The following is a 24248-nucleotide window of genomic DNA, read 5'->3' as shown; positions in this document are numbered from 1 at the left end:
CAGTTGTGATTGGGGCCATTGTAAGTGTTGTTCTGACAATTGTTGTAATTGCAGTAATTGCTTATAAAGTCGTTAGAAATATGGAAGATAGCTCCAACGATAATTAAGTCAATAGTTGATTAAAAAAAGCCGATCCAATCGGCTTTTTTTATTTGTGAGAAGCTAAATTAGTAAAAGCTAATGAGCATAATCGTGTTATAATTCCATCGGTTAAGCTCTATACGAGGTCGAAACTGTGTCGGAAAATCTGAAGTCAGCTGAGCTCAATATTAACGACATCTATGATGAGGTCTCAGACTGGCATGTTAACGCCGGCGGAACTAAAGTTGTAGCAAAACGCATGTCAGGTCGGTTCAGACGACTGAAATGGTTTGGCATGTCAGTCTGGTTGATTTTCTTCATTGGTCCTTATTTGCGTTGGAACGGCAAACAAGCCGTCCTTTTCGACATCCCCAATCGTCAATTCCACTTCTTTGATATCACTATCTTCCCGCAAGATATCTGGATGTTATCTCTCACATTATTGTTCTTTGCCATCTTACTGGCTGCAGTGACCAGTATCGCCGGTCGGGTGTTTTGTGGCTATTTCTGTTTTCAGACAGTATGGACTGACGTTTTTACTTTTATTGAAACCCGTATTGAAGGTGATACACCGCAGAAGGCAATGAAGTTTAAAAGTGCTCCGGCCTCATTCAGTAAAATTTCACGTATTACACTTAAACATAGTTTGTGGCTGGCAATTGCACTATTAACCGGTCTAACGTTTGCCGCCTGGTTCACTGATGTATTCCAGCTTTGGCATGATTTTTTCACGCTTCAAGCCTCATTGGTGGCTTGGATCGTATTAGGTATGTTTACCGTAGGGACCTATGTTTTTGCTGGATTTATGCGAGAACAGGTTTGTTTTTGGTTATGTCCATATGCCCGTCTGCAAGGGGTTATGTATGATCAAGATACCGTCTTGCCTGCTTATGATGCAGAACGGGGCGAACCTCGTGGCAAACTTAAAAAAGGTGCAGTTGACTCCACTAAAGGCAGTTGTATTGATTGCAAAGTCTGTGTTGCTGTATGCCCTACCGGTATTGATATTCGTAAAGGCCAGCAGGAAGGTTGCATCACCTGTGGTATGTGTATTGATGCCTGTGACAGTATCATGGATAAAACTAACCAGCCACGTGGCTTGATCCGCTATGCTTCATACAAAGATTTACATCACAATGCTCCACCAGCCGCTTTGTATAAACGCCCCAGAGTTCTCATCTATTCATTTATTTTAATGGTTGCATTTTCTGGCGTTGGCTATGGCTTTGCAACATTATCCACCACAGAATTCCAGGTAATTCACAACAGGCAACCGGTATTTGTTCAACTGAGTGACGGCTCTATCCAAAACCGCTATACATTGAAAATGCTTAATAAAACCAATGAGAATATTGAAGTTAGTTACACCATCAGCGGTTTAGACGGAGCAACTTTGCATGGCATAGATGAGAGCGTTATCATTGAACCAGGAAAGGTTAGCCCATTACAGGCTTTGGTTCGAATACCGGACGGTAAACTCCAGACAGAACTGGAACATCTGACATTTACTGCCAATGTCATTTCTAATCCAGATATCTCTGTGCAATATGAAAGTATCTTTATGGGACCGAAATGATGGCTATTTCACAAGAGAATAATCAAGCGTTAAAAAACCCGTGGGTGTTAGGCTTTTTGGCGTTTTTATGCACCTTTGTAACCGTCAATATTATTTTCATTTATCTTGCATTCAGTTCACCGCCCAATCTAGTGGTTGATAACTATTATGAGCGTGGTAAGAAGTACGCCCAGCAAGAATTGCAAATGGAACAGGAAAAACAATTAGGCTGGAATGGCGTGATTATGGCTCCGCCGAAAAGCAGGGTAAATCAACGTCAGCCTTATGAAGTCTTCATTCATGGTAAGAATTCTGCTGCGGTTCAATTAGATTCCGTCACCTTCTTTGCTTATCGCCCATCTGATATGCGTGAAGATTTTTCGGTGGAAATGAATCCTATGAGCCTCGGCCGTTATGCGGTTGATATTGAGTTTGGCTTGCCGGGTAACTGGGACATTATCGTTGAGGCAAAACGTGGTGACGATGAGTTTTTAATCACCCGACGAATTTTTATCGATCCATAAAATATCGTTTGTAATAAGTAAGTTGAATTTCTTTGTCTGAAGCCACTACGCAAGTTAATACCAGCGATTGTTTTCACTGTGGTCTTCCAATAAAGCACCAAGGTGAATTTGTTGCTCTTATCCAGTCAACTTCGCATCAGTTTTGCTGCCATGGTTGCAAGATGGCCTGTCAAACTATCTACGCTGCCGGCTTGCAAAGTTTCTACAATAAAACTCCAGAGGGCGAATCGCTCGCTCCACCACCTGATACAGCTAATGATTTTCACGCCTACGATATCGATGAAATCCAAGCAGATTATGTTGATTCACTTGATGAAAAACGCACGATACATCTGTTAATCGAAGGGATTCATTGTGCAGCCTGTGTCTGGTTAATCGAACATGCACTTTACAAATTACCTGGCGTTTTAGCTGCCGATGTCAATCTAACCGCTAAACGCTGTCGAATCCGCTGGGATAATCGCGAAACTTCGTTATCGGTTTTAATGCAGCATCTCGCCAAATTAGGTTATGCCGCGGTGCCATTTGACCCGGATACAGCAGAAGGCGCTTTAGCGAAACGACATCGCGGTTTAGTCTACCGCATGGCCTTTGCCGGTTTTGCGATGATGAACCTGATGTGGGTTTCTATCGCCCTGTATTCGGGTGCGGCAGAAGATGAGTTCCGAGATCTATTTCATTGGGTTGGTTTTATTATTGCTACACCAACCTTGCTTTATTCAGGTTATCCCTTTTTTCGAAATTCAATCAGTGGCTTGCGTAGCCGCTATTTAACGATGGATTTACCGATTGCTATCGGTGCCACCGCTACCTATCTCTATTCAAGCTATATCACTTTTACTGGTTCGCTGGAGGGGGAGGTATTTTTTGATACGGTCGTAAACTTTATTTTCGTTATTTTAATTGGCCGTTATTTAGAAGCACTTTCTAAACGTAATGCGCTTTCAGCCACTCGCCGGATGCTGGAATTGCAACCAAAACTGGCAACCGTCATCACTGAAGGGATACAGCAAACACTACCGATTCGCTCCGTTAAAGTGGGAGATCTGGTGTTAGTACGTCCAGGAGAAAATATTCCAGTTGATGGTGTGGTGACAGATGGTGAAAGTGCAGTAGATGAATCGATGTTGACGGGTGAGTCACAGCCGGTTCGTAAACAACTTAATGATACGGTTGTAGCCGGTAGTATCAATGGTGAAGGTGCCTTCACTGTGCGAGCCGAGCAAGTATTGCGACATACGGCCTTAGCCAAAATCATTGCTCTGATGGATGAAGCTCAAACTTCAAAAGCACCGATTCAGACGCTGGCAGATAAAATCGTACCGTGGTTTGTTGTGATCACACTTACCTTAGCGACATTAACCTTTTTGTTTTGGATGGGCAGTGATTTTGAAATAGCCTTACTGGCTTCAGCATCTGTTTTAGTGGTGACATGCCCCTGTGCTTTTGGTATGGCCACGCCAATGTCTATTGCTGTTGCCAGTGGGGTTGGAGCGACCAACGGTATTTTGATCAAGCAAGGCGTAGCGTTGGAATCTTTATCGCGGGTGACACATTATGTTTTTGACAAAACCGGGACATTAACGGAAGGGCGATTGCAACTGGTTGAAAGTTTCCCTGCTGAAGGTATTTCAGAACAATCACTATTGCAGATCGCGGCCTCGGCCGAACAACAATCTGAACATGGAATTGCGAAAACAATTGTTTCAGCAGCCCAACAGCAAAACCTGACTTTGTTAAATATCTCTGCGTTTTATGCGTCACCAGGAAGAGGTGTCGAAGCACAAATCGACGGAGATAAAATCTTCGTAGGTACAGCAGACTGGATGATTTCGCACGATGTGACGCTTAATAGTCAATGGCAATCAAAGGTTGATCAGCTGGAGCAGCAGGGTATCAGTTGTGTATTTGTTGCCAGCGAACAAAAGCTGATAGGTATCCTGGGATTGTTTGACACACTACGTGACGATGCTAAAACCATGATTGCCGATATGTTGGCAAACGGCCTGAAAGTCACCGTCTTAAGCGGAGACCGTCAACAGGTGGTGAATTCGGTGACAGCGGATTTAGGTAATATCCAGCGCCTGGCAGAAGTCCTGCCGGCAGATAAACGCCAAGTTATTCAACAGTTGCAACAACAAGGTGATTGTGTGGCGATGGTAGGTGACGGTATTAATGATTCACCGGCCTTGATTCAAGCCGATGTTGGTATTGCACTGGCTTCAGGAACGGATGTTTCCATTGAAAGTGCAGATATCGTGCTATCGCATAATCAATTAAGTCAGGTGGCTTTAGCGCGTAAACTAGCCGCCCGTACCTTACGCACCATCCGACAGAATATTGTATTATCCATTAGCTATAACGTGATTATGGTTCCATTAGCAATGATGGCGCTAGTCAGTCCCTTACTGGCAGCAATCACAATGCCAATAAGTTCGCTACTTGTCATAGGCAATGCTGCCAGAATTAGCCGAATATTTAAGAGGTAGGTCATGGAGGTCATATACGGACTTTTACCCGGCATGTTATTGCTGGGTTTAGTAGGTGTCATAGTCTTTTTCTGGGCCGTTCGCAGTGGTCAATATGATGATATGGAAGGTGCCGCAAATCGTGTGTTGATGGACGATGATAACCATCCGCCCGAAAGCGAACCGGAAATAGATTCAACGAATAACGAAGAAAAAAATGAACCGAAGTCTGATTAGGCTTTTTGCTTTATGCTGTGTTGGTGTATTACTCACGAAAGATGTTTTAGCGGCAGACATAAAAGTTGGCATGAGTGGTCCCTTGACGGGTCCGTTATCGGAAATGGGTCTGTCTATGCAGACGGGTATAAATGCCTATTTTTCCAGACTAAATAAGCATGGTGGAATTAAAGGTCAGCAGATTGAGTTGCTGGCAATAGATGATTCTACGAACCAGATCAAGCCGCTGCCAATATGCGTCAACTTATTAATGAACATGCAGTGGTTGCTGTTCTGGGCAGTGTCGGAACACCTACAGCGGTGGTCACGGCACCGATTGCAGAACAGCTTCAGGTGGCTTTGGTGGGTGCTTTTTCGGGGGGCGATGTTTTAAGACCCAATCCTCCCAGTCGATATATCATCAATTATCGGCCTGGTTATAAACAAGAAGTTGAGATGCTGATTGATGGCGTGTTGAATGCCGGCATCCGACCTGAAGAAATCGCATTTTTCACTCAACAGGATAGTTACGGAAATGCTGTTTATCACGCTGCCGCAATGGCATTACAAGCCCGAGGGTTTTATCAGGTCGATTACCTTACGCATGCCTATTACAGCCGCAACACCTTAAATGTTGAAAGTGCCGTCGCCACTATTCTTAAAGCCAATATTCCTCCGAAAGTGATCCTGATGGGCGGCAGTTACGCGCCTTCAGCCAAATTTATTAAACTGTTATACGAAGATAGGCCGGAACTTTGGTTCGTCAATGTATCTTTTGTCGGCAGTCATGTACTGGAAAAGTCGTTAGATGGCATCAATGCCAACGTGGTTGTCAGTCAAGTTGTTCCAGAAATTGATGCTGATTTGCCACTTGTTAGAGAGTTTCGCGCAGCATTAAAAGAATATGATAGTGATTTACAACCGAATACAATTTCTCTGGAAGGCTATATAGTTGCAAGGATCTTAGCTGAGGCATTGCTAAGTATGGATGGACCAATCAATCGGGAAACAATGATCGACTCCTTGCATGCCTTGGTCGATTTGGATATTGGTCTAGGCAGCAACATTAATCTGGCTAAAGATCAGCAGCAAGGCAGCCACATGCTTTGGCTGAGTAAATTGGAAAACGGAGCGTTCCATTCATTTGAGTGGGTAAACGCAAATTTTTCACAATAGCCTCATAACAGGATGTAAAAAAATGGATATGGATATACATGTTTAACAATTGGAGCATCCGAACACTGCTGCATTTTTGGGCTGTCATTACCGTATTGATGGTATTACTGATGGCTGCAATTGCCATGTTCAGTCATCATCATTACACCAAAAATCAACTTCTGTTGACCGAGCAGGTTTTTCCACTGGTGGACAATGCCAGACAAATAAGTAGCAGCGCAGCTGCGTTTATTTCCAGACAAAAACAAATTATCAGTGCGCGCAATGCCGATGAGCTTGCCAACGTTTCAGCACGAGAGCCACTGGAAGCAGACTTTGAACAATCCTGGAATCGTTTACTGCAAAGTGTTGAGCAGTTGGATATAGCTCCCGAACTGACCAGTGTGTTGAGTGATTATTATCAGCAATTTTTAGAAACGGACAGTTTATTGCTGCAACAAATGCAGTCCCAACATCAACTCGCCGAACAAATTGATCAACGTACAAAAAGTGTGAATCTGTTGGCTGATGAGATTCAGCAGTTGGCTGAAGCCATTACCGGCAGAATTGATTTGACCTTAACTCGTCAAATGCAGTCCTTAAGTAACCCTGAGGTTTTGAGTCAGCCGGACAAAACAGCGTTAATTGAAAATTACACCGCGGTAGAACGAAGCAGTTATTCCTTGATGTTGAATGTACTGCGGATTAGCCAGCTGAGCCAACAGATTCGTGAGGCACAAAATCCAGACTTGCTACTCAGTATCCGGGAAAATGATATCCGGGAACAGGAGGCCATGCTGCGTAGTGACATTTTGATCATCAAACAGAATCTGCAAAATTATCCTGAATTATTAACCTTGGTTGATAAGTTACAACAGGGAATTAATTCGTTTACCCGCCAGGTAATTGATGATAATAACTCCGTATATCAACTGCGAATTCGGCAACTAGAGACCTTTGAAAAATCTCAGGCGGTGCAGCAGCAGGGGTTGAATATCCTGGAAGTTTTAATGCAAAACCTGAATACCCTTTCTGCCAGAGTTGGTGAGCAGGGTTTGTCCAGAACCCAGCAGTCAGCCTCACTGGCCAAAACAGCAAGATGGTGGATGATTATCAGCTGTTTGGTGATTGCTTTTGGTTTAACGTGGTTTGTGTTAGCCATGACATCGCGTATTAATCAGCCTATGCAACGGTTACGTATGGCGATGCATGACTTGTCGGCAGAAAAGTTTGATACCCGTATGCCAACCAACAATGGTCAGAGTGAGTTTAATTTACTCGCCAAGGACTTCAACCTTTTTGCCGCACAAACACAAGCCTTAATTACCAAGTTGGATGAAACCAAACATTCTTTGGAGATTCGAGAAACACGGCTTCGAGCCATTCTTAATGGCGTACCAGAAGCGATTCTTGCCATTCAGGCGGATGGCTCCATCAGTTCGTGTAACCCTGCAGCAGAAAAAATCTTACAGGCCAATGAACAACAATTGGCAGGACAAAATATTCTGCAGTTTTTCGCCCCATCATCAGACATTCATTCGCTTGCCGATCTTGCTCAACTGCAACAAGCCAACCATGAGTTTGAAGGCCGGAACTGGTTTGGTGAAACCTTCTCTATGTGGTTTTCGCTTAATCCATTGTCAGAATTCGATGATGATATCTGGGTCTGTGTTATTTCTGATATAAGCAGCTGGAAACTCACCAAACAAGCATTACTTCAGACCAGTAATGAATTAAACGCCATTCTTGAAAATGCCATGGTGGGTATTGCCTTTATCAAAAACCGGCAGATTATTCGGGTCAACACTAAATTTGAACAATTGTTTTTGTTTGCTCGTGAGGATATCGAAGGGCAAAGTACATTGTGCATTCATCCCAGCGAAGACGCCTTCGAACGCTTTGGCGAACAAGCTATAACACTTTGTCAGTAGCAGAAAATTTTGAAGCCCAAGTCGAAATGGTACGTGCCAACGGCGAAAAGTTCTGGTGTGCCGTGTCAGGTCAGGTAATAAACCCGGAGAACCCGACTGAGGGATCCATCTGGCTTTATGAAGATGTTACCCATCAGCGGCAAAATGAAGAGCGACTGACACGTTTAGCCAGCAGTGACATCCTGACCGGCTTGCCAAACCGTGGAGTATTTAAAGATCGTTTAGAACACGCTATTCATAAAGCGCAGCGACAAAATGGCCGGTTGGCCGTTTTCTTTCTGGATCTGGATCACTTTAAACATATCAATGATTCACTGGGGCATAAAGCCGGAGATATTTTGCTGTGTGAAGTGGCGCGTCGTATCCGATCCTGTGTCAGAGACAGTGATACGGTTGCCAGACTGGGCGGTGATGAATTTACAGTTATGTTGGAGGATATTCATTCGGCTCAGTACGTCGGAAAAGTCGCTGAAAAAATCCTCAGTACTACGCTTTGCCGTATATGCTGGATAACATTGAAGTAAATATCAGTCCTAGTATCGGTATCAGTTTATATCCTGCCGATGGCCGTGATGTGGATATGCTCGTACGTAATGCCGATGCAGCCATGTATTACGCTAAAAGTACCGGCCGTAATAACTTTCAATTCTACTCTTCCGATATGAATGCGCAGGCATCGCAGCGTTTGGCAATGGAAACCGGCTTACGTCGTGCGGTCGATCTGCAAGAGTTTTATCTACAATTTCAGCCTCAAATTGAGCTTGAAACTGGCCGTGTAGCCGGGGCAGAAGTTTTATTACGTTGGCATACCGAACAATGGGGGGACATTTCACCAGCGATATTTGTACCGGTGCTTGAAGATACTGGCTTGATCAATATGGTGGGTGAATGGGTATTGAAACAAACCTGCGAAGCTTTCATGGCCAATCGTCACAATTTACCAGATGATTTTTTAATGGCCGTTAATCTTTCAGGACGCCAGTTTAAAGGCAATCTACTGGTCAATTTTATTCGTGATTTGCTGGATAAAACTGGAATGCCGGCCAAAAACCTGGAACTGGAGATCACCGAAAGCCTGTTAATGGAAAATACTGAGCAAGCAGTTGAAACCTTACGCGAGTTAAGCCAATTGGGGATCACGCTGGCAATCGACGATTTTGGTACGGGTTATTCATCACTTTCATATTTAAAACAGTTTCCACTCAATGTGTTGAAAATTGATCGTACCTTTGTTCGTGATGTAACCGAAGACAGTGATGACGCTGCCATCGTAAATGCCATCCTGGCAATGTCAAACAGTCTCGCTTTACAAGTCGTCGCTGAAGGGGTTGAAACTGCCGAGCAGCTCGCTTTTCTACAAAAAAGTCAGTGTAAACGTGCTCAAGGGTTTTATTTCAGCAAAGCTATTAACTTGAATGAGCTGATGGAATATATAAAACAAGCTGAACAATCTCAACGGGCTATGTAAGTCATTACAGTCCGTTCATCCGGGTGTAACCGAATCGTCAGCCCAAATTGCGGATAGTGCCAAATTTGTGCTGAACTTTCTTCAGCTTCATCACTGATATTCTCGGGCTCACCAAAACGATGCAATAACATATCTGCATCAATACGAACCGTTGGGATATAGGTGATGGCGATTACCGGAGCTGTCAGTAAACGGTGTTTGTCATCAAAAGCCGGATCATAACGTCGTGCACCACTTGGCTGTAATTTGGCTGAAGCGGCGCGAGACGCCATACTATTTAACTCATCCTCATCGACCAGCAAATTCACCACGACTCTTGCAGACAGTCCGCCGAGATTGATCGATTCAAAAAAAACTTCAGCCGAGATATTCTGGTTTTCGGTCATAAACAAAGCCACTTCTCCAGCCTCACGCCATAATTGCTGAATTTCTGCGTAGGAGGTGCTGCCTAAATGAACGCCCATCACTTCAATTTGCTCATCAGGCATGATGGTTATTTCCCAAGGTTTAGGCGCTGTTGGCTGAGGCGAAGGGACAAACATTAACGCTGCAATACCCACAATAACTAAAGCTGTACCAAGTAAAAATTTGAGCAATATACGCATAAAAAATCCGAAATTAATTAACCTGTAACCAGAAAGTGACCGGTCCATCGTTGGTAAGAGAAACTTGCATGTTCGCGCCAAACTGGCCAGATTCAACCGCTATGCTGTGGTGCTTCGCCTGATTTAGCAGATGATCAAACAGTTGTTTGCCTTGTTCAGGGGGAGCGGCGGGAGTGAAACTTGGGCGATTACCTTTGCGAGTATCCGCGGGCAAGGTAAATTGTGGCACTAATAATAAGTCACCTTTTATATCCAGCAAACTTAAATTCATTTTGTCGTCGGCATCACTAAATACGCGATAATTTAAAACGCGTTGTAACAGTCGATCTGCTATGGCTGCCGTGTCTGTTTTTTCTACTCCAATCAATACCAGCAAACCTTGGCAGATTTGAGCGATGTTCTGATGGTTATCGATGGTGACATTTGCCTGAGTCACTCGTTGTAACAATGCAATCATGTGAGTTGTGAGGCTAATTGATCAGTTGTTCGAACCAGTGCATCAATGATGGCAGGTTCACTCGCTGCATGTCCTGCAAGTGGTAATACTTCAAACTGAGCATTTGGCCAGCGTTGGTAAACTTCCCAGGATTGTTGCATCGGACACACCATATCGTAGCGCCCATGAATAATCACGGCAGGGATATGATTAATTTGTTTGATACTGTCGAGTATTGGGGTGTCACCAAGAAAACAGCTATTCAATGCATAATGCAATTGAATTCGAGAATGCGCCAAAGGCCCCGCAGATTGCTCAGCATCGGGTTGATAATGCTGATCCCGCAGCATGACAATAGTGCCTTCCCAATTTTGCAAAGTGTTGGCAGCAATTTGTTGTTGCTGTTCTTCTGTCTGAGTTAATTGCTGATAATAATAAGTTAATGGCTTGGTTTGTTCGGTGGCCGGTAAATCTTTGACCAGAGCATGCCATGCTTCAGCAAATACTCTGGAAGCACCGCCTGCCGCATAAACCCAATCTATGTCCTGTTGTCGGCCGAGAAAGGTGCCACGCAACACCATATTTAAAACATGTTGTGGGTGTTGTCGGGCATAGGCCAAAGCCAAAGTTGCTCCCCATGAACCGCCGAATAACATCCACTTATCGATATTCAATAATGTGCGGATGGCTTCCATATCCGAAATTAAATAATCCGTGGTGTTGTGTTCCAATTCACCAGTGGGCAGCGAACGACCGCAACCACGTTGATCAAATAAAATAATGTGATAGCGTTCAGGATCAAAATAACAACGGTGCTGCGAACGACAGCCTGAGCCGGGCCCACCATGTAAAAAAATTACTGGAATACCTTGTGGATTGCCGCACTGTTCAACATAAACTTCATGGCGGCGTCCAGCTGATATTTCTTCACGAGCTAACAGCTGGTGGTGGAAAGGTTCGATATCAGGGTACAGAGTACGCATTTACAGTTCCATCTTGGTTTTCAGCCCGCAACTATATCATGTCAGATGATGGTAATTATTACCTTGATGGGCGAAAATATGACGTTTAACTGCTGCCATGTCTCGTCAGCAGCCGCAAAGATAAATAAGGCGAACACAACATGAACCTGCATGAGTATCAGGCAAAACAATTGTTTAACCAATACGGCATTAATACACCCAATGGGCGGATGATCTCCAGTCCGGATGAGGTGGAATCGGCTCTTGCTGCAATTGGTGGTGAACGTTGGGTGGTAAAAGCGCAAGTACATAGTGGCGGCCGTGGTAAAGCAGGTGGTGTTCGAGTAGAAGAAAGTTCTTTTGCCGTAACAGAAGCCGTTGTTGCGCTGCTTGGAAGCCAACTGGTCACACATCAGACTACCGCTGAAGGTTTACCGGTTAATAAAATTTGGATTGAAACACCGTCGTCGATTACTCGTGAATTATATCTAGCCTTGCTGGTGGATCGTGTCACCCAACGCGTGGTGTTTATGATTTCTGCCGAGGGCGGAATGGATATTGAAGAGGTGGCAGAGAAAACTCCCGAGGCTATCCTTAGTTTATACGTTGACCCAGTAGCAGGTTTGCAGCCTTATCAATGCCGTCAGGCCGGTTTCTTTCTGCAGTTGACTGGTGTTGCATTCAAGCAATTACAGCAACTGATGCAAAACCTCTATCAGCTGTTTTGTGAAAAAGATATTAGTTTGTTGGAAATCAATCCATTAGTTGTCACTGATAGCGGAGACTTGCTGGCACTGGATGCCAAAATCAATGTCGACGAGAATGCGTTATACCGACACACGGATTTGGCAGATTTATTTGATCCAACTCAGGAAAATCCAGCTGAAGTAATCGCCCGTGATTTCGGACTGAACTACATTGCCCTAGATGGCAATGTGGCTTGCATGGTCAATGGTGCAGGATTGGCGATGGCCACCATGGATTTGATTCAAAAGCAGGGCGGTGAACCGGCCAATTTCCTTGATGTCGGTGGTGGTACCACAGCCGATCGGGTTGCCGAAGCTTTCAAACTGATTTTATCTGATAAAAAAGTGAAATCGATTCTGGTCAATATCTTCGGTGGCATTGTGCGTTGTGACCTTATTGCGCAAGGCATTATGCAGGCAGCTAAAGAAGTCGGTTTAGCATTACCCGTGGTGGTGCGTTTGGAAGGTACTAATGCCGACTTAGGCCGCACATTATTGGAAAACAGTGGCATGAATCTACGAGTGGCACAGGATTTAACGGAAGCAGCAGCCTTAGCCGTCGCTGCGGCAGGGGAGTAATAAAACGTGAGTATCTTGGTTAATAAAGACACCAAAGTTATCTGTCAGGGGTTTACCGGAAAACAAGGCACTTTTCATTCAGAACAGGCGATTGCCTATGGCACACAATTTGTCGGCGGTGTCACACCAGGCAAAGGTGGGCAAACGCATCTGAATAAGCCTGTATTTAATACGGTTCATGAAGCCGTTGCTGAAACCGGTGCTGATGCCTCGATGATTTATGTGCCTGCAGCGTATGCTGCTGATGCGATTTTGGAAGCGGCTGATGCGGGTATTAAAGTCATTGCCTGTATTACTGAAGGTATTCCAGTACTGGATATGCTGCGGGTAAAACATGCATTGAAATCTTACGATGCCAAGTTAATCGGACCCAACTGTCCTGGCCTCATAACCCCTGGCGAATGCAAAATCGGCATTATGCCTGGCAGCATCCATTTGCCGGGAAAAATTGGTATTGTCTCGCGTTCTGGAACCCTGACCTATGAAGCGGTATTCCAAACTACTCAAAATGGGCTGGGGCAAAGCACCTGCGTAGGTATTGGTGGTGATCCCATCCACGGCATGAACTTTATTGAATGTCTGGAATTATTTGAGGCCGACCAACAAACACAGGGGATCGTCATGGTTGGTGAAATCGGCGGTCAGGCAGAAGAAGATGCGGCTGATTACATCAAACAATACGTCAGTAAGCCGGTCACAGCTTACATCGCAGGATTAACTGCTCCGGCCGGTAAACGTATGGGTCATGCCGGTGCAATCATCAGCGGCGGTCAAGGCACTGCCAAAGCAAAACTGGCAGCATTAGAAGCTGCGGGTGTGGCGATTGCCGCATCACCAGCTGAAATCGGCTCAACCATGTTGCAACTGATGGAACGTTAATGACAAAAAATCAACTTCAGGTGGTGTTGGCACAAATCGACCCAATTGTCGGAGATGTTGCCGGCAACACCCGAAAGGTGATTGTCGCCACCGAACAAGCCAGAAAACTTCATGCTGCTGATCTGGTTGTGTTTCCTGAATTATGTCTGACAGGTTACCCGCCTGAAGATTTATTATTAAGACCGGGCCTGATAAAGCGAGTCAATAAATCACTGCAAACACTGTGTCAGCAAGTTGACGATATTACTATTATTGTCGGTCATCCTCTTGGCGAAGTCGGTAAAGAATTATTTAATGCCGCTTCAGTTATCAGTAAGCATCAAATCACTGCTCAATATCTTAAACATAAACTACCTAATTACGGTGTGTTTGATGAAAAGCGTTATTTCATTGAAGGCCGAGAAGCCACCATTATTGAGATAAACCAGATCAAAATTGGCCTGACCATTTGTGAAGATATCTGGTTTGTTGAGCCTGCAGCTCAAGCCGTGGATGCCGGAGCTGAAATCATAGTCAATCTGAATGCCTCGCCATTTAAGCAAGATAAAACACAGTTGCGAGAGACTGAGGTTAGCAAGCGGGCGCGCGAGAATTCAGTCCCGGTTTTGTATGTCAACCAAATGGGCGGACAGGATGAGCTGGTGTTTGATGGGGCTTCATTTGCGGTGAATGCCATTGGTGAAAAATGTGTTCAAGCCGTTCAGTTTGCGACAGCGTTGGTGCCAATAAATATCAGCAAAACCCCGCAGGGTATTCAGCTTGAAGGTTCACTTCAGCCATTGATGGGCGAGTTGGAAACCATTTATCAAGCCTTGGTTTGTGGCTTACGAGATTATGTGGAAAAAAATCGTTTTCCTGGCGTGGTGATAGGGCTTTCTGGTGGAATCGATTCAGCTTTAACTTTGGCTCTGGCAGTTGATGCTTTAGGAGCTGATCGCGTACAAGCGGTGATGATGCCGTCAAGGTTCACCGCACAAATCAGTTTGGATGATGCTGCAGAGATGGCGAGTATTTTGGGGGTCCAGTATCGAGTCTTAGGAATTGAAAACTTATTTCAGACCTTTCTCCATGAGCTAGAAGAGGTGTTTGCCGGCACTCAGGCAGATACCACTGAAGAGAATATTCAGGCTCGTTGTCGTGGTGTGTTGTTGATGGCAATCTCCAATAAAACCGGTGCAATGGTGCTTTCTACCGGAAATAAAAGTGAAATGGCCGTGGGCTATTCCACCCTGTATGGCGATATGGCAGGTGGTTTTTCGCCATTGAAAGATGTTTACAAAACGCTGGTCTATAAACTCGCGGATTATCGCAACAGCCTGTCGAAAGCGATTCCTGAACGAATTATAACCCGACCACCTTCAGCTGAGCTTTCTGCCGATCAGTTGGATCAGGATTCATTACCTGCTTATGAAGTGCTGGATGCCATCCTGGAAGCCTATGTCGCCAATGATGGTTGTTTTGAAGATCTGGTGGCCTCAGGATTTAATGCTGAAACGGTTGCACAGGTTATCAAAATGGTGGATCGTAGCGAGTACAAGCGACGTCAGGCTCCGCCCGGTATTCGTATTACCGGCAGGGCATTTGGCAGAGACCGTCGCTATCCGATAACATCAGGTTATACCGTAACGTCAACTATAGAATAGGCAATCACATGAAAAAAATTGAAGCCATAATCAAACCATTCAAATTGGATGATGTGCGTGAAGCACTATCGGATATCGGTGTGACCGGCATGACGGTTTCTGAAGTCAAAGGCTTTGGGCGGCAAAAAGGTCATACAGAGCTGTATCGTGGTGCCGAGTATGTTGTGGATTTCTTACCGAAGGTGAAAATGGAGATCGTGCTGGCAGATGATCAGGTAGATGCTTGTATTGAAGCAATCACCAAGGCCGCACATACTGGTCGCATCGGTGATGGCAAGATTTTTGTCTCACCGCTGGAACGCGCTATCCGTATTCGTACAGGTGAAGATGGCGAAGAGGCTATCTAATTTAACTGTAATCAAAGAAACGACGCTGTTAATCAAACAGCGTCGTTTTACGTACATCGGCTACACCGGCATGACCAGGGTAGTTTCTTTCCAAAACGCGTAAAGCGTCTTCTGATAAATCATCTAATTCCAGAATTTTATAAGCCTTGGCCATAATCACTAATGCATCTGGCATTGCTGGCGTGCGCGGGTAGTTTTCAATCACATATTTGGCGCGATTGGCTGCTGCAAGGTAAGAAGCGCGACGCATATAGTAGTTTGCAACGTGCAATTCATGTTGCGCTAATCGATTACGCAGATACACGATACGTTGTGCTGCATCATCACTGTAACGGCTGGTCGGGAAACGGTTAACCAAAGTGGTGAAATCACGGAGCGCATTCAGTGCAGTGCCAGGATCACGCTGCGTTTCATCACGCGGAATATATTTTTCCAAAATACCCATGTCACGATTAAAGTTGATTAGACCACGCAGATACATCGCATAATCAATATGCTCGTTTAATGGGTAGACCCGCATGAAACGATCCAGAGTTGCGATAGCCGTTTCCGGTTCGTCCATTTTGTAATACGCGTAAGCGGAATCCAATAAAGCCTGTTGCGCATATTGTCCAAAAGGGAAACGCGCTTCAAGCTGTTCGTAGTATTCAATAGCTGTTCGATAATCATTAATATTCAAAGCGGCTTTGGCTTCGGCATAAACCCGTTCTACGGTCCAGCTTTCTTCAGCAACTACAGGCTCTCTGCCTGAAAAGAAAGAACAGGCGGTCAGTGACAGTATCAGGAACAACGGCAGGATGTATTTCATCATTGGCTTCTATCTTGAATCAAAACAAAAATTTCACAGCCTGAGATTGTAGACTGTTTAACTTGGCAAAGCATCACTAGCAATAACAGTTTTCGCGGATCATTGTACAATAGCCGCTGTTTATTCACCCTTAACTCTATAGGTTTGTAATGATTAGTCGTTTATTTATCGGTTTGGCGAGTAGTTTATTAGTACTTCCAGTCGGTGCAACCACCTTTGAATTGGCTGATGAGGAAACGCGTGTCATCGGACACAACCTCGTTGTTTACAGTCGTCACGAAGACACGTTATTAGATATCGGTCGTAAATTTGATTTGGGCTATACCGAGATGACTGCGGCCAACCCTAATCTGGATCCCTGGTTGCCAGGTGATAACAAACCGGTATTGATTCCAAATAAATTCATTTTGCCCGATGCGCCGCAAAAAGGCATTGTGATTAATATTCCGGAAATGCGGTTATTTTACTTTCCGCCAAAACAAGCTAATCAATTACAACAAGTAATTACCCATCCAATTGGTATCGGTCGTGAAGGTCGTGATACACCGCTAGGTAAATTATCAATTATTCAAAAACGTGAGAACCCTTCATGGACACCGCCTGAATCTGTTCGTAGAGAACACGCAGCAGCCGGCGATATTCTGCCAGCAGTCGTTCCACCTGGTCCGGATAATCCACTGGGTACCCGTGCAATACGATTATCCAACCCAAGTTATCTGATTCATGGCACAGCTAAACCATATGGTGTTGGCTTACGCGTCAGCAGTGGTTGTATACGTTTGTACCCAGAAGATATTGAACATTTATACAGCCTGGTTTCACTTAATACACAGGTAAATATTCTTCACCAGCCATATAAAGCAGCCGTTTCAAATGGCAAATTGTTTTTGGAAGCCCATGCCCCAATTCCTGAAATGTATAAAGAAGTAAGTGGCAATATGACTCCAATGATTCAGGCTATCCTAAACGCTCAGGATAGTATGCTATCAGAGCAGGATTGGCCGTTTGCAGAAGAAATCGTGATGACAACACATGGTGTTGTTAAGCAAATCAATCAGCAGGAAGAAAAGATTGTTGATAATGTCTGGTTTGTACATGGTGGCTTGCAACTGAACACTGGGGCAAAAATGCGCAAAGCGTTACAAGATTTAAACATGCAGGATAAATTCTGGCCGTTAAGAAATAAAGCGATAAACGAAGTGGTCGTAGGACCATTTGAAAATTTGGAAGCTGCGCGTGAAGCGGCGGATAAAATTTCTGCAGCAGCGGGTATCCCGGTGTGGCCTGCGCATTTATCAGAAGAAATGTTTTAACAAATTTACAAACTGCAGAACCAAAAAAGCCGGGATATTAATCCCGGCTTTTTTGTTTTGAAGCTATGAAAAAATAATTATTTAAATTATTTGCTCATTGCTTTTTCAAACATACGATCGATTTTTGCACAGCAAGCATCAACTTGTGCTTGTGCATCTTCAGCCGCTTTTTGTGCATTTGTAGCAGCTAATTCAGCGTCAGAAGCAGTACGTTGTGCAGTATCAGCAGTACTTTGCGCGTTGCGAGCTGCAACTAAAGCAGAATCAGCTGTTGATTGTGCAGATTCTACTGAACCTTTTAATGCTTCCATTTCAGCAGTATTTGCACATGCAGTCAGTAATGCCAAAGGCAGGATAACGGCGCTCAGTTTAGCTAATGATTTCATTTGTATCTCCTTAAAGTGTACTAGGGTTGGTAGCATTTCCATTTCGTTTGTAAATGCAAGCCTGACAAAAGGCTAGCAGGAAATATTTATGCTGTCTATTGCCACAAATTTAAACTGCGAATTAGTGGCGATAGTTGCTATAATTATGCTCTCTTTTTTTGGACTGGAATAGTATTTACTATTTTTGTCGCATTCTTTTTTTTGCTCTGGAAAAATTTGTTCTATGCATCCAATGCTGAATATAGCCGTACGTGCGGCTCGTCAGGCAGGTAGCCTGATTATGCGCTCTTTACAACATGTCGATCATTTGGAAATTACCGCTAAAGGATTGAATGATTTTGTTACCGATGTTGACCGCCTTGCGGAACAGGAAATCATCAACACCATTAAAAAATCTTATCCTGACCACGCCATTATGGCGGAAGAGTCTGGTGAAACAGGTCAAAACGATGTGGTCTGGATTATCGACCCATTGGATGGAACAACAAATTATCTTCACGGTTTTCCGCATTATTGCGTATCGATTGGTGTGATGGTCAAAGGCCGTATTGACCATGCTGTGGTTTTCGACCCGATGCGTGATGAATTATTTACCGCAAGCCGTGGTGAAGGCGCCAAGCTCAATGATCGCCGTCTGCGTGTCACGAAGCGCAAAGATCTCAATGGTGCATTGATTGCCACCGGTTTCCCTTTCAAATATCCGCAACATATTGATGTTTATATGCAGATGTTTGCCGCAGTTTTTCCACAAGTGGCGGATATTCGTCGTGCCGGTTCGGCAGCGTTGGATTTAGCCTATGTCGCCGCCGGTCGAGTGGATGGTTATTGGGAAATCGGACTGGAAAACTGGGATTTAGCAGCCGGTAAATTGTTAGTTGAAGAAGCGGGTGGTTCGGTGACGAATTTTACCGGCGGTGACAAGGTTTTGGATAAGGGACACGTAATTGCGGGCAACTTATCGATCCATGCTCATCTGCAAAAAAGTATTGCCCCGTTTGTGTCGGGTAACCTGAAGTGATTGAGGTCCCCACCGGGACATTTTTTAACAGCGCATGCCAGACATGCCTTAATGAACTGATTTTATGAGTAATAATTCTAGAGATATAAACAAACTACGTAACATAGCCATCATCGCTCACGTCGATCACGGTAAAACAACTTTGGTTGATCAGCTGCTGCGTCAGTCCGGTACCTTCAGTGAACATGAAGAGCTGCAAGAACGGGTGATGGACTCGAACGACTTGGAACGTGAGCGTGGTATCACCATCCTTTCCAAAAATACCGCCATCCGCTGGAATGATTACCGCATCAATATCGTCGATACACCGGGCCATGCTGATTTCGGTGGTGAAGTTGAACGTGTTCTGTCTATGGTTGATTCCGTATTGTTGCTGGTGGATTCATCAGAAGGTCCGATGCCACAAACGCGTTTCGTTACGCAAAAAGCATTAGCACTGGGTCTGAAACCAATCGTAGTTATCAACAAGATTGATAAACCAAGTGCTCGTCCAGGCTGGGTATTGGATCAAACATTTGATCTATTCGCCAATCTGGATGCCACCGACGAACAGTTGGACTTTGATGTTATCTACGCGTCAGGTCTGAATGGCTTTGCTGGTATGGAAGATACCGTGCGTGATGGTGATATGACGCCTTTATTCCAACTGGTTGTGGATAGAGTGAGTCCTCCTGCGGTTGACCCTGAAGGTCCTTTCCGTATGCAGGTAACTTCACTTGATTACAATAGTTATGTTGGTGTTATCGGCATCGGCCGTATTGAGCGCGGCAAAGTTAAAACTAACATGCCGGTGACAGTAATTGATCCCGAAGGTAAAAAACGTAATGGCCGTGTAATGCAGGTCATGGGCTTTATGGGACTGCGCCGTGAAGAAGTTGAAGAAGCACATGCTGGTGACATTATTGCGTTTACTGGTCTGGATCCGCTGAATATCTCAGATACTTTATGTGATCCTAATGCTGTTGAAGCTTTACCACCGTTAAGCGTTGACGAACCGACGGTCACCATGACGTTCCAGGTCAACAATTCTCCGTTTGCTGGTAAAGAAGGTAAATTCGTTACTACCCGCCAAATTAAAGAACGTCTGGATCGTGAATTGATTCATAACGTCGCTTTAAAAGTCGAACAACTGGTTGAAGATCCCGATAAATTCCGTGTTTCTGGTCGTGGTGAATTACATCTTTCTGTATTGATCGAAAACATGCGTCGTGAAGGTTTCGAGATGGGTGTATCCCGTCCTGAAGTTATTATTCGTGAAGTGAACGGCACCAAAGAAGAACCATACGAAGCGGTAACTATTGATGTTGAAGATACCCACCAAGGTTCGGTAATGGAAAAAATGGGTACTCGCGGTGGTGAACTGAAAGATATGTCACCAGATGGTAAAGGCCGAGTGCGTCTCGACTTTATTATTCCATCACGTGGTTTGATTGGTTTCCGTACTGAGTTTTTAACTGCCACTCAAGGTACCGGTTTGATTTACAGCGTATTTGATCATTACGCACCAGTTAAACCGGGTACTTTTGGTAAACGCATCAATGGTGTATTGATTGCCAATGGTGTGGGTAAAGCGGTGGCATTTGCTATCTTTAACCTGCAGGACCGTGGTCGTATGTTTATCGGCCATGGCGATGAAGTCTATGAAGGTATGGTTATCGGTATTCACTCACGTGATAACGATTTGGTCGTTAACCCGTTAAAAGGTAAACAGCTAACCAATATGCGTGCATCAGGTTCTGATGAAGCAGTGGCCTTAGTTCCGCCAATTCGCATGAGTTTGGAACAGGCGCTGGAATTTATCGGTGACGATGAATTACTGGAAGTAACGCCTAAATCCATCAGAGTACGGAAGAAATTCCTGCTGGAGCACGAGCGTAAGCGCGCTTCACGTGGCTAGTTGTATCGCCAACTGAACAAGAAAGGGTATCCTATAACGGATGCCCTTTTTTTTGAGGTAAACCATGCGAATTTTGCTCCTGCTGGCGATAGGCCTGCTGCTATTTATCATCTTCCGGAATTTATACCGGCAGATAAAAAACGAAAGACAAATCGAACAAACTGAAAAAATGGTGCGCTGCGAACAATGTGGATTGCATTTGCTGGAACAGGAAGCAATTCAGAAAAATCAGCATTATTTTTGTACCACAGAGCATCTTGAGGCTTATCAGCATCAAAAATAATGGTTGGCGAATATTTCAGCACCACTAAATCAGAACAAGATCAGGCCTCCTGGCGGGCGCTAACCTTATTCTCCGGCTACCGTCTGTTTCTGGCGGCCATTTTGTTTGTGGTTTTTTATCTTCAATTAGCTCCAGAATTCATCGGTAATAAATACCCTTTATTACATCATTTTGTCAGCCTGAGTTATTTGATGGTGGCTGTATTGCTGATGATATTTTCCAGTCGCCACTGGGGAATCTTTGTTACCCAATGCAGCATTCAGCTGATTATCGACATTATCGCTCTAGCATTAATTATTCATGCAGCTGGCGGATTGCAAAGTGGTCTTGGCGCATTGCTGGTTGTTGTAGTCGTTGCTGGTGGAGCATTGATTCCAGGTCGACTTGCAGTGTTTATCGCGGCTATCGCAACCTTATCGGTTCTACTGGAAGCGGTTTATGCAGAATTGACCGGAGTCGGCCAAAGTCATTTTGCTCAAGCGGGCATGCTGGGTGCGATATTTTTCATTACCGCACTGCTGGCACATCTGCTGTCACGCACTATGCAGCGCTCACAAATGCTGGCAGAGCAACAAGCGCAGGATCTGAATAAACTCGCTAATCTGAATCAACACATCATCAGTCGTATGCAAGTGGCGGTATTGGTCGTTGATGAACAGGGTAGAGTGACATTATGCAATCAATCTGCCGCAAAATTTATGGGCATTGAACATGCGCCGAAAGAATTTTTGCTCAAACAGTATGTGCCTGAATTAGCCGATCAAATCTGGCGTTGGAAACAACATTTACCCGATGCATTTGAACCGTTTCAGGCACGGGCAGATTTGCCAGAATTATTGGCCCGTGCCACGCAGCTTGATTCTGGTGAAGTGTTGGTATTTATCGAAAATACCACTGCGCTGGCTCAACATGCCCAACAACTAAAACTGGCTTCCTTGGGGCGTTTGACGGCGAGTATTGCACATGAAATTCGTAATCCATTGAGTGCTATCAGTCATGCGGGTGAATTGTTAGCTGAAACAGTGAGTCATGATGCATCAGTCAGTAAGCTTACCGGCATCATTCAGCGCCATAGTGTGCGGATGAACAGTATTATCGAAACCATCCTGGAAATGAGTCGACGCAAGAATGTCGAGCCAAGCGTTGTGGTATTAAGTCCATGGCTGGAAAAATTGCTGGAGGAATATTGTGAAATCAAACATATACCACCACAGCAAATTTTATTAACGTCAACGGCACCATTAGCTCGAATTTGTACTGATGAAGAGCAATTACATCAAGTGATGTGGAATCTTATTGATAATGCATGGCACTATGCGGATAAAGAGCAGACCCAACCCATTGAAATCCGTGTCACACTGCTCTCAGAGGATATCCATATTGATGTTATCGATAATGGAGCGGGCGTGAGTCCTCAAGCCATGCAACATTTGTTTGAGCCGTTTCATTCAGAACGTACAGGCGGTACCGGTTTAGGATTGTATCTGGCACGTGAGTTATGTCAGGCGAATGGTGCCAGATTAAGTTATCTGCCTGAATTAGGAAGTTGTTTCAGAATAAGTTATCCACCGCAAAGACAAGAGTTTATTCAATGAATCCACAAGCGTTGATTGTCGATGATGAGCCTGACATCCTTGATTTGCTGTCAATGACCTTGTCCGGTATGTCAATTGATTGTGTGACGGCGGAGAGCATTGCTGAAGCGGAGAGATTGTTGTCACAGCAATCGTTTGATCTATGTTTCACCGATATGCGTTTGCCGGATGGTGATGGTTTGCAGTTGGTTAAAAGTATTCAAGCTACTCATCCCGAGCTACCCATTGCGGTGATAACAGCGTACGGCAATATGGATTTAGCAGTCACGGCATTGAAATCAGGTGCATTTGATTTTGTATCCAAACCATTGAAATTACGGGTTTTACGTGAACTGGTGGAAGCCGCATTAAAACTTTCACCAAATAGACCACATAAAAATGACCGACGCTCGCGTGATCGTTTATTGGGTGAAACCGAGTTAATGCGTGAGTTGCGTGGAAAAGTCGCCAAGTTGGCTCGTAGCCAGGCGCCGGTTTATATCAGTGGTGAGTCCGGAACCGGTAAAGAATTAGTTGCACGTTTAATTCACGATCTGGGTGCAAGATCGGACAAAGCATTTGTACCGGTTAACTGCGGCGCTATTCCCAACGAGTTAGTAGAAAGCGAATTTTTTGGACATAAAAAAGGTGCTTTCACCGGAGCGGTGGCCGATAAACAGGGTCTGTTCCAACATGCCGATGGTGGCACTTTGTTTCTGGATGAAGTCGCAGATTTACCCCTGATGATGCAAGTCAAATTATTGCGGGCGATTCAGGAGAAAGCGATACGTCCGGTAGGTGGGCACGAAGAAATCAATGTTGATGTCAGGATTTTATCGGCAACGCATAAAAATCTGGCGGAGTGTGTGGATGAGGGAACATTTCGCCAGGATCTGTTTTATCGACTGAATGTCATTGAACTGCAGGTGCCGCCCTTAAGAGAACGCAAAGCCGATATACAGTTACTGGCTGAACATATTTTGCAAAATCTGGCTGGTAAAACGCATTCAGTTGTCACCAAATTAACACCAGAAGCCATTACAGCCCTGCAGCAGTATCCTTTTCCAGGGAACGTGCGAGAGCTGGAAAATACGCTTGAAAGGGCGTTGACCTGGGCTGAAGGCACACGCATCACCGCTGCTGATTTAATGTTACCGGTTGCAACATCATCGACAAAAAACACTATGTCGATATCTGCTTTAGTTGAGCCCGAAATCAATCAGGATCTGGAAAGTCATCTTGAAGATCAAGAGCGGGCGATAATCGAAAAAGCCCTTAATGAAACCCGTTGGAATAAAACGGCTGCCGCTAAACGTCTGGGTATTACTTTCCGTGCGTTACGTTACAAACTAAAAAAACTGGACCTCGAATAAC

At 44.6% G+C, this 24248-nt stretch carries 22 protein-coding genes and 1 pseudogene; 18 read left to right on the top strand and 5 right to left on the bottom strand.

Annotated elements, in window-relative coordinates:
* Positions 1-235 precede the first annotated feature (235 nt).
* The 8 genes and pseudogenes from ccoG to A9E74_RS14750 all read left to right on the top strand — a co-directional run bounded on the left by ccoG (position 236) and on the right by A9E74_RS14750 (position 9398).
* Positions 236-1657 carry a cytochrome c oxidase accessory protein CcoG gene (gene ccoG / locus A9E74_RS08700; RefSeq protein ID WP_069296239.1) on the top strand — a complete coding sequence of 474 codons (1422 nt, stop codon included), beginning with the start codon at positions 236-238 and terminating at the stop codon, positions 1655-1657.
* Entirely contained in the window at positions 1654-2160 is a 507-nt protein-coding gene (locus A9E74_RS08695) for a FixH family protein (RefSeq protein ID WP_245652120.1), read from the top strand. Before ccoG ends, A9E74_RS08695 begins: the two co-directional genes overlap by 4 nt.
* 32 nt (positions 2161-2192) lie before the next feature.
* Complete coding sequence (locus tag A9E74_RS08690) at positions 2193-4649, top strand: heavy metal translocating P-type ATPase (RefSeq protein ID WP_084003013.1); 2457 nt, start codon at positions 2193-2195, stop codon at positions 4647-4649.
* A gap of 3 nt (positions 4650-4652) precedes the next feature.
* Positions 4653-4865, top strand: coding sequence for a cbb3-type cytochrome oxidase assembly protein CcoS (ccoS, locus tag A9E74_RS08685; protein WP_069296237.1), 213 nt, complete (start codon positions 4653-4655; stop codon positions 4863-4865).
* A pseudogene (locus A9E74_RS08680) lies at positions 4846-6020 on the top strand (ABC transporter substrate-binding protein). Before ccoS ends, A9E74_RS08680 begins: the two are co-directional and overlap by 20 nt.
* Before the next feature lie 38 nt (positions 6021-6058).
* On the top strand, positions 6059-7930 hold the full coding sequence (locus tag A9E74_RS14760) for a PAS domain S-box protein (RefSeq protein WP_245652119.1): 1872 nt from the start codon (positions 6059-6061) through the stop codon (positions 7928-7930).
* The gene (locus A9E74_RS14755) at positions 7921-8454 is read left to right on the top strand and encodes a diguanylate cyclase domain-containing protein (protein WP_281198094.1); all 534 of its coding nucleotides are present in this window, start codon (positions 7921-7923) and stop codon (positions 8452-8454) included. Before A9E74_RS14760 ends, A9E74_RS14755 begins: the two co-directional genes overlap by 10 nt.
* Positions 8433-9398 carry a putative bifunctional diguanylate cyclase/phosphodiesterase gene (locus A9E74_RS14750; RefSeq protein WP_281198093.1) on the top strand — a complete coding sequence of 322 codons (966 nt, stop codon included), beginning with the start codon at positions 8433-8435 and terminating at the stop codon, positions 9396-9398. Before A9E74_RS14755 ends, A9E74_RS14750 begins: the two co-directional genes overlap by 22 nt.
* On the opposite strand, the gene A9E74_RS08670 is transcribed toward A9E74_RS14750, so the two are convergent.
* The 3 genes from A9E74_RS08670 to pip are packed head-to-tail and all read right to left on the bottom strand — an operon-like array spanning position 9383 to position 11422.
* Positions 9383-10003, bottom strand: coding sequence for a lytic murein transglycosylase (locus A9E74_RS08670; protein WP_245652118.1), 621 nt, complete (start codon positions 10001-10003; stop codon positions 9383-9385). The two genes, A9E74_RS14750 and A9E74_RS08670, sit on opposite strands and share 16 nt — an antisense overlap.
* A gap of 13 nt (positions 10004-10016) precedes the next feature.
* Positions 10017-10460, bottom strand: a complete 444-nt coding sequence (gene dtd / locus A9E74_RS08665) for a D-aminoacyl-tRNA deacylase (protein WP_069296236.1) — start codon at positions 10458-10460, stop codon at positions 10017-10019.
* Entirely contained in the window at positions 10457-11422 is a 966-nt protein-coding gene (pip, locus tag A9E74_RS08660) for a prolyl aminopeptidase (RefSeq protein ID WP_069296235.1), read from the bottom strand. The genes dtd and pip overlap by 4 nt, the downstream gene beginning before the upstream one ends.
* Before the next feature lie 140 nt (positions 11423-11562).
* Here pip and sucC point away from each other — a divergent pair, with 140 nt between their 5' ends.
* Genes sucC through A9E74_RS08640 form a run of 4 tightly spaced genes read left to right on the top strand, consistent with a single transcriptional unit; the run spans position 11563 to position 15595 of the window.
* Entirely contained in the window at positions 11563-12726 is a 1164-nt protein-coding gene (gene sucC / locus A9E74_RS08655; protein ID WP_069296234.1) for an ADP-forming succinate--CoA ligase subunit beta, read from the top strand.
* 6 nt (positions 12727-12732) lie between these two features.
* Positions 12733-13605: a succinate--CoA ligase subunit alpha gene (sucD, locus tag A9E74_RS08650; protein ID WP_069296233.1), complete on the top strand. Its 873-nt coding sequence runs from the start codon at positions 12733-12735 to the stop codon at positions 13603-13605.
* The gene (locus tag A9E74_RS08645) at positions 13605-15248 is read left to right on the top strand and encodes an NAD+ synthase (RefSeq protein ID WP_069296232.1); all 1644 of its coding nucleotides are present in this window, start codon (positions 13605-13607) and stop codon (positions 15246-15248) included. The genes sucD and A9E74_RS08645 overlap by 1 nt, the downstream gene beginning before the upstream one ends.
* Before the next feature lie 8 nt (positions 15249-15256).
* Positions 15257-15595, top strand: coding sequence for a P-II family nitrogen regulator (locus A9E74_RS08640; protein ID WP_069296231.1), 339 nt, complete (start codon positions 15257-15259; stop codon positions 15593-15595).
* A 28-nt stretch (positions 15596-15623) separates the two neighbouring features.
* Here the strand turns inward: A9E74_RS08640 and A9E74_RS08635 are convergent, their stop codons facing one another.
* Positions 15624-16406, bottom strand: a complete 783-nt coding sequence (locus tag A9E74_RS08635; protein ID WP_176718916.1) for an outer membrane protein assembly factor BamD — start codon at positions 16404-16406, stop codon at positions 15624-15626.
* A gap of 146 nt (positions 16407-16552) precedes the next feature.
* On the opposite strand from A9E74_RS08635, the gene A9E74_RS08630 reads away from it, so the two are divergent.
* Positions 16553-17716 carry a L,D-transpeptidase family protein gene (locus tag A9E74_RS08630; RefSeq protein WP_069296230.1) on the top strand — a complete coding sequence of 388 codons (1164 nt, stop codon included), beginning with the start codon at positions 16553-16555 and terminating at the stop codon, positions 17714-17716.
* A gap of 86 nt (positions 17717-17802) precedes the next feature.
* Here the strand turns inward: A9E74_RS08630 and A9E74_RS08625 are convergent, their stop codons facing one another.
* Positions 17803-18102: an Lpp/OprI family alanine-zipper lipoprotein gene (locus tag A9E74_RS08625; RefSeq protein ID WP_069296229.1), complete on the bottom strand. Its 300-nt coding sequence runs from the start codon at positions 18100-18102 to the stop codon at positions 17803-17805.
* A gap of 223 nt (positions 18103-18325) precedes the next feature.
* Here A9E74_RS08625 and suhB point away from each other — a divergent pair, with 223 nt between their 5' ends.
* The 5 genes from suhB (at position 18326) to A9E74_RS08600 (ending at position 24247) form a co-directional block, all read left to right on the top strand.
* The gene (gene suhB / locus A9E74_RS08620) at positions 18326-19120 is read left to right on the top strand and encodes an inositol-1-monophosphatase (protein WP_069296228.1); all 795 of its coding nucleotides are present in this window, start codon (positions 18326-18328) and stop codon (positions 19118-19120) included.
* 64 nt (positions 19121-19184) lie between these two features.
* Positions 19185-21017 carry a translational GTPase TypA gene (gene typA, locus A9E74_RS08615; protein ID WP_069296227.1) on the top strand — a complete coding sequence of 611 codons (1833 nt, stop codon included), beginning with the start codon at positions 19185-19187 and terminating at the stop codon, positions 21015-21017.
* A gap of 64 nt (positions 21018-21081) precedes the next feature.
* Positions 21082-21300: a PP0621 family protein gene (locus tag A9E74_RS08610; RefSeq protein ID WP_069296226.1), complete on the top strand. Its 219-nt coding sequence runs from the start codon at positions 21082-21084 to the stop codon at positions 21298-21300.
* A complete protein-coding gene (locus tag A9E74_RS08605) occupies positions 21300-22895 on the top strand; it encodes a sensor histidine kinase (RefSeq protein WP_069296225.1) in 1596 nt (531 codons plus the stop codon). Before A9E74_RS08610 ends, A9E74_RS08605 begins: the two co-directional genes overlap by 1 nt.
* Positions 22892-24247 (top strand): sigma-54-dependent transcriptional regulator, encoded by a 1356-nt coding sequence (locus tag A9E74_RS08600; protein WP_069296224.1) that lies wholly within the window; start codon positions 22892-22894, stop codon positions 24245-24247. Before A9E74_RS08605 ends, A9E74_RS08600 begins: the two co-directional genes overlap by 4 nt.
* Position 24248: the final 1 nt, after the last annotated feature.

Source organism: Methylophaga muralis (assembly GCF_001720165.1).
Taxonomy (GTDB): Bacteria; Pseudomonadota; Gammaproteobacteria; order Nitrosococcales; family Methylophagaceae; genus Methylophaga; species Methylophaga muralis.
Note: the sequence above shows the minus strand (reverse complement) of the source record. Positions and strands in the feature narration are given on the sequence as shown.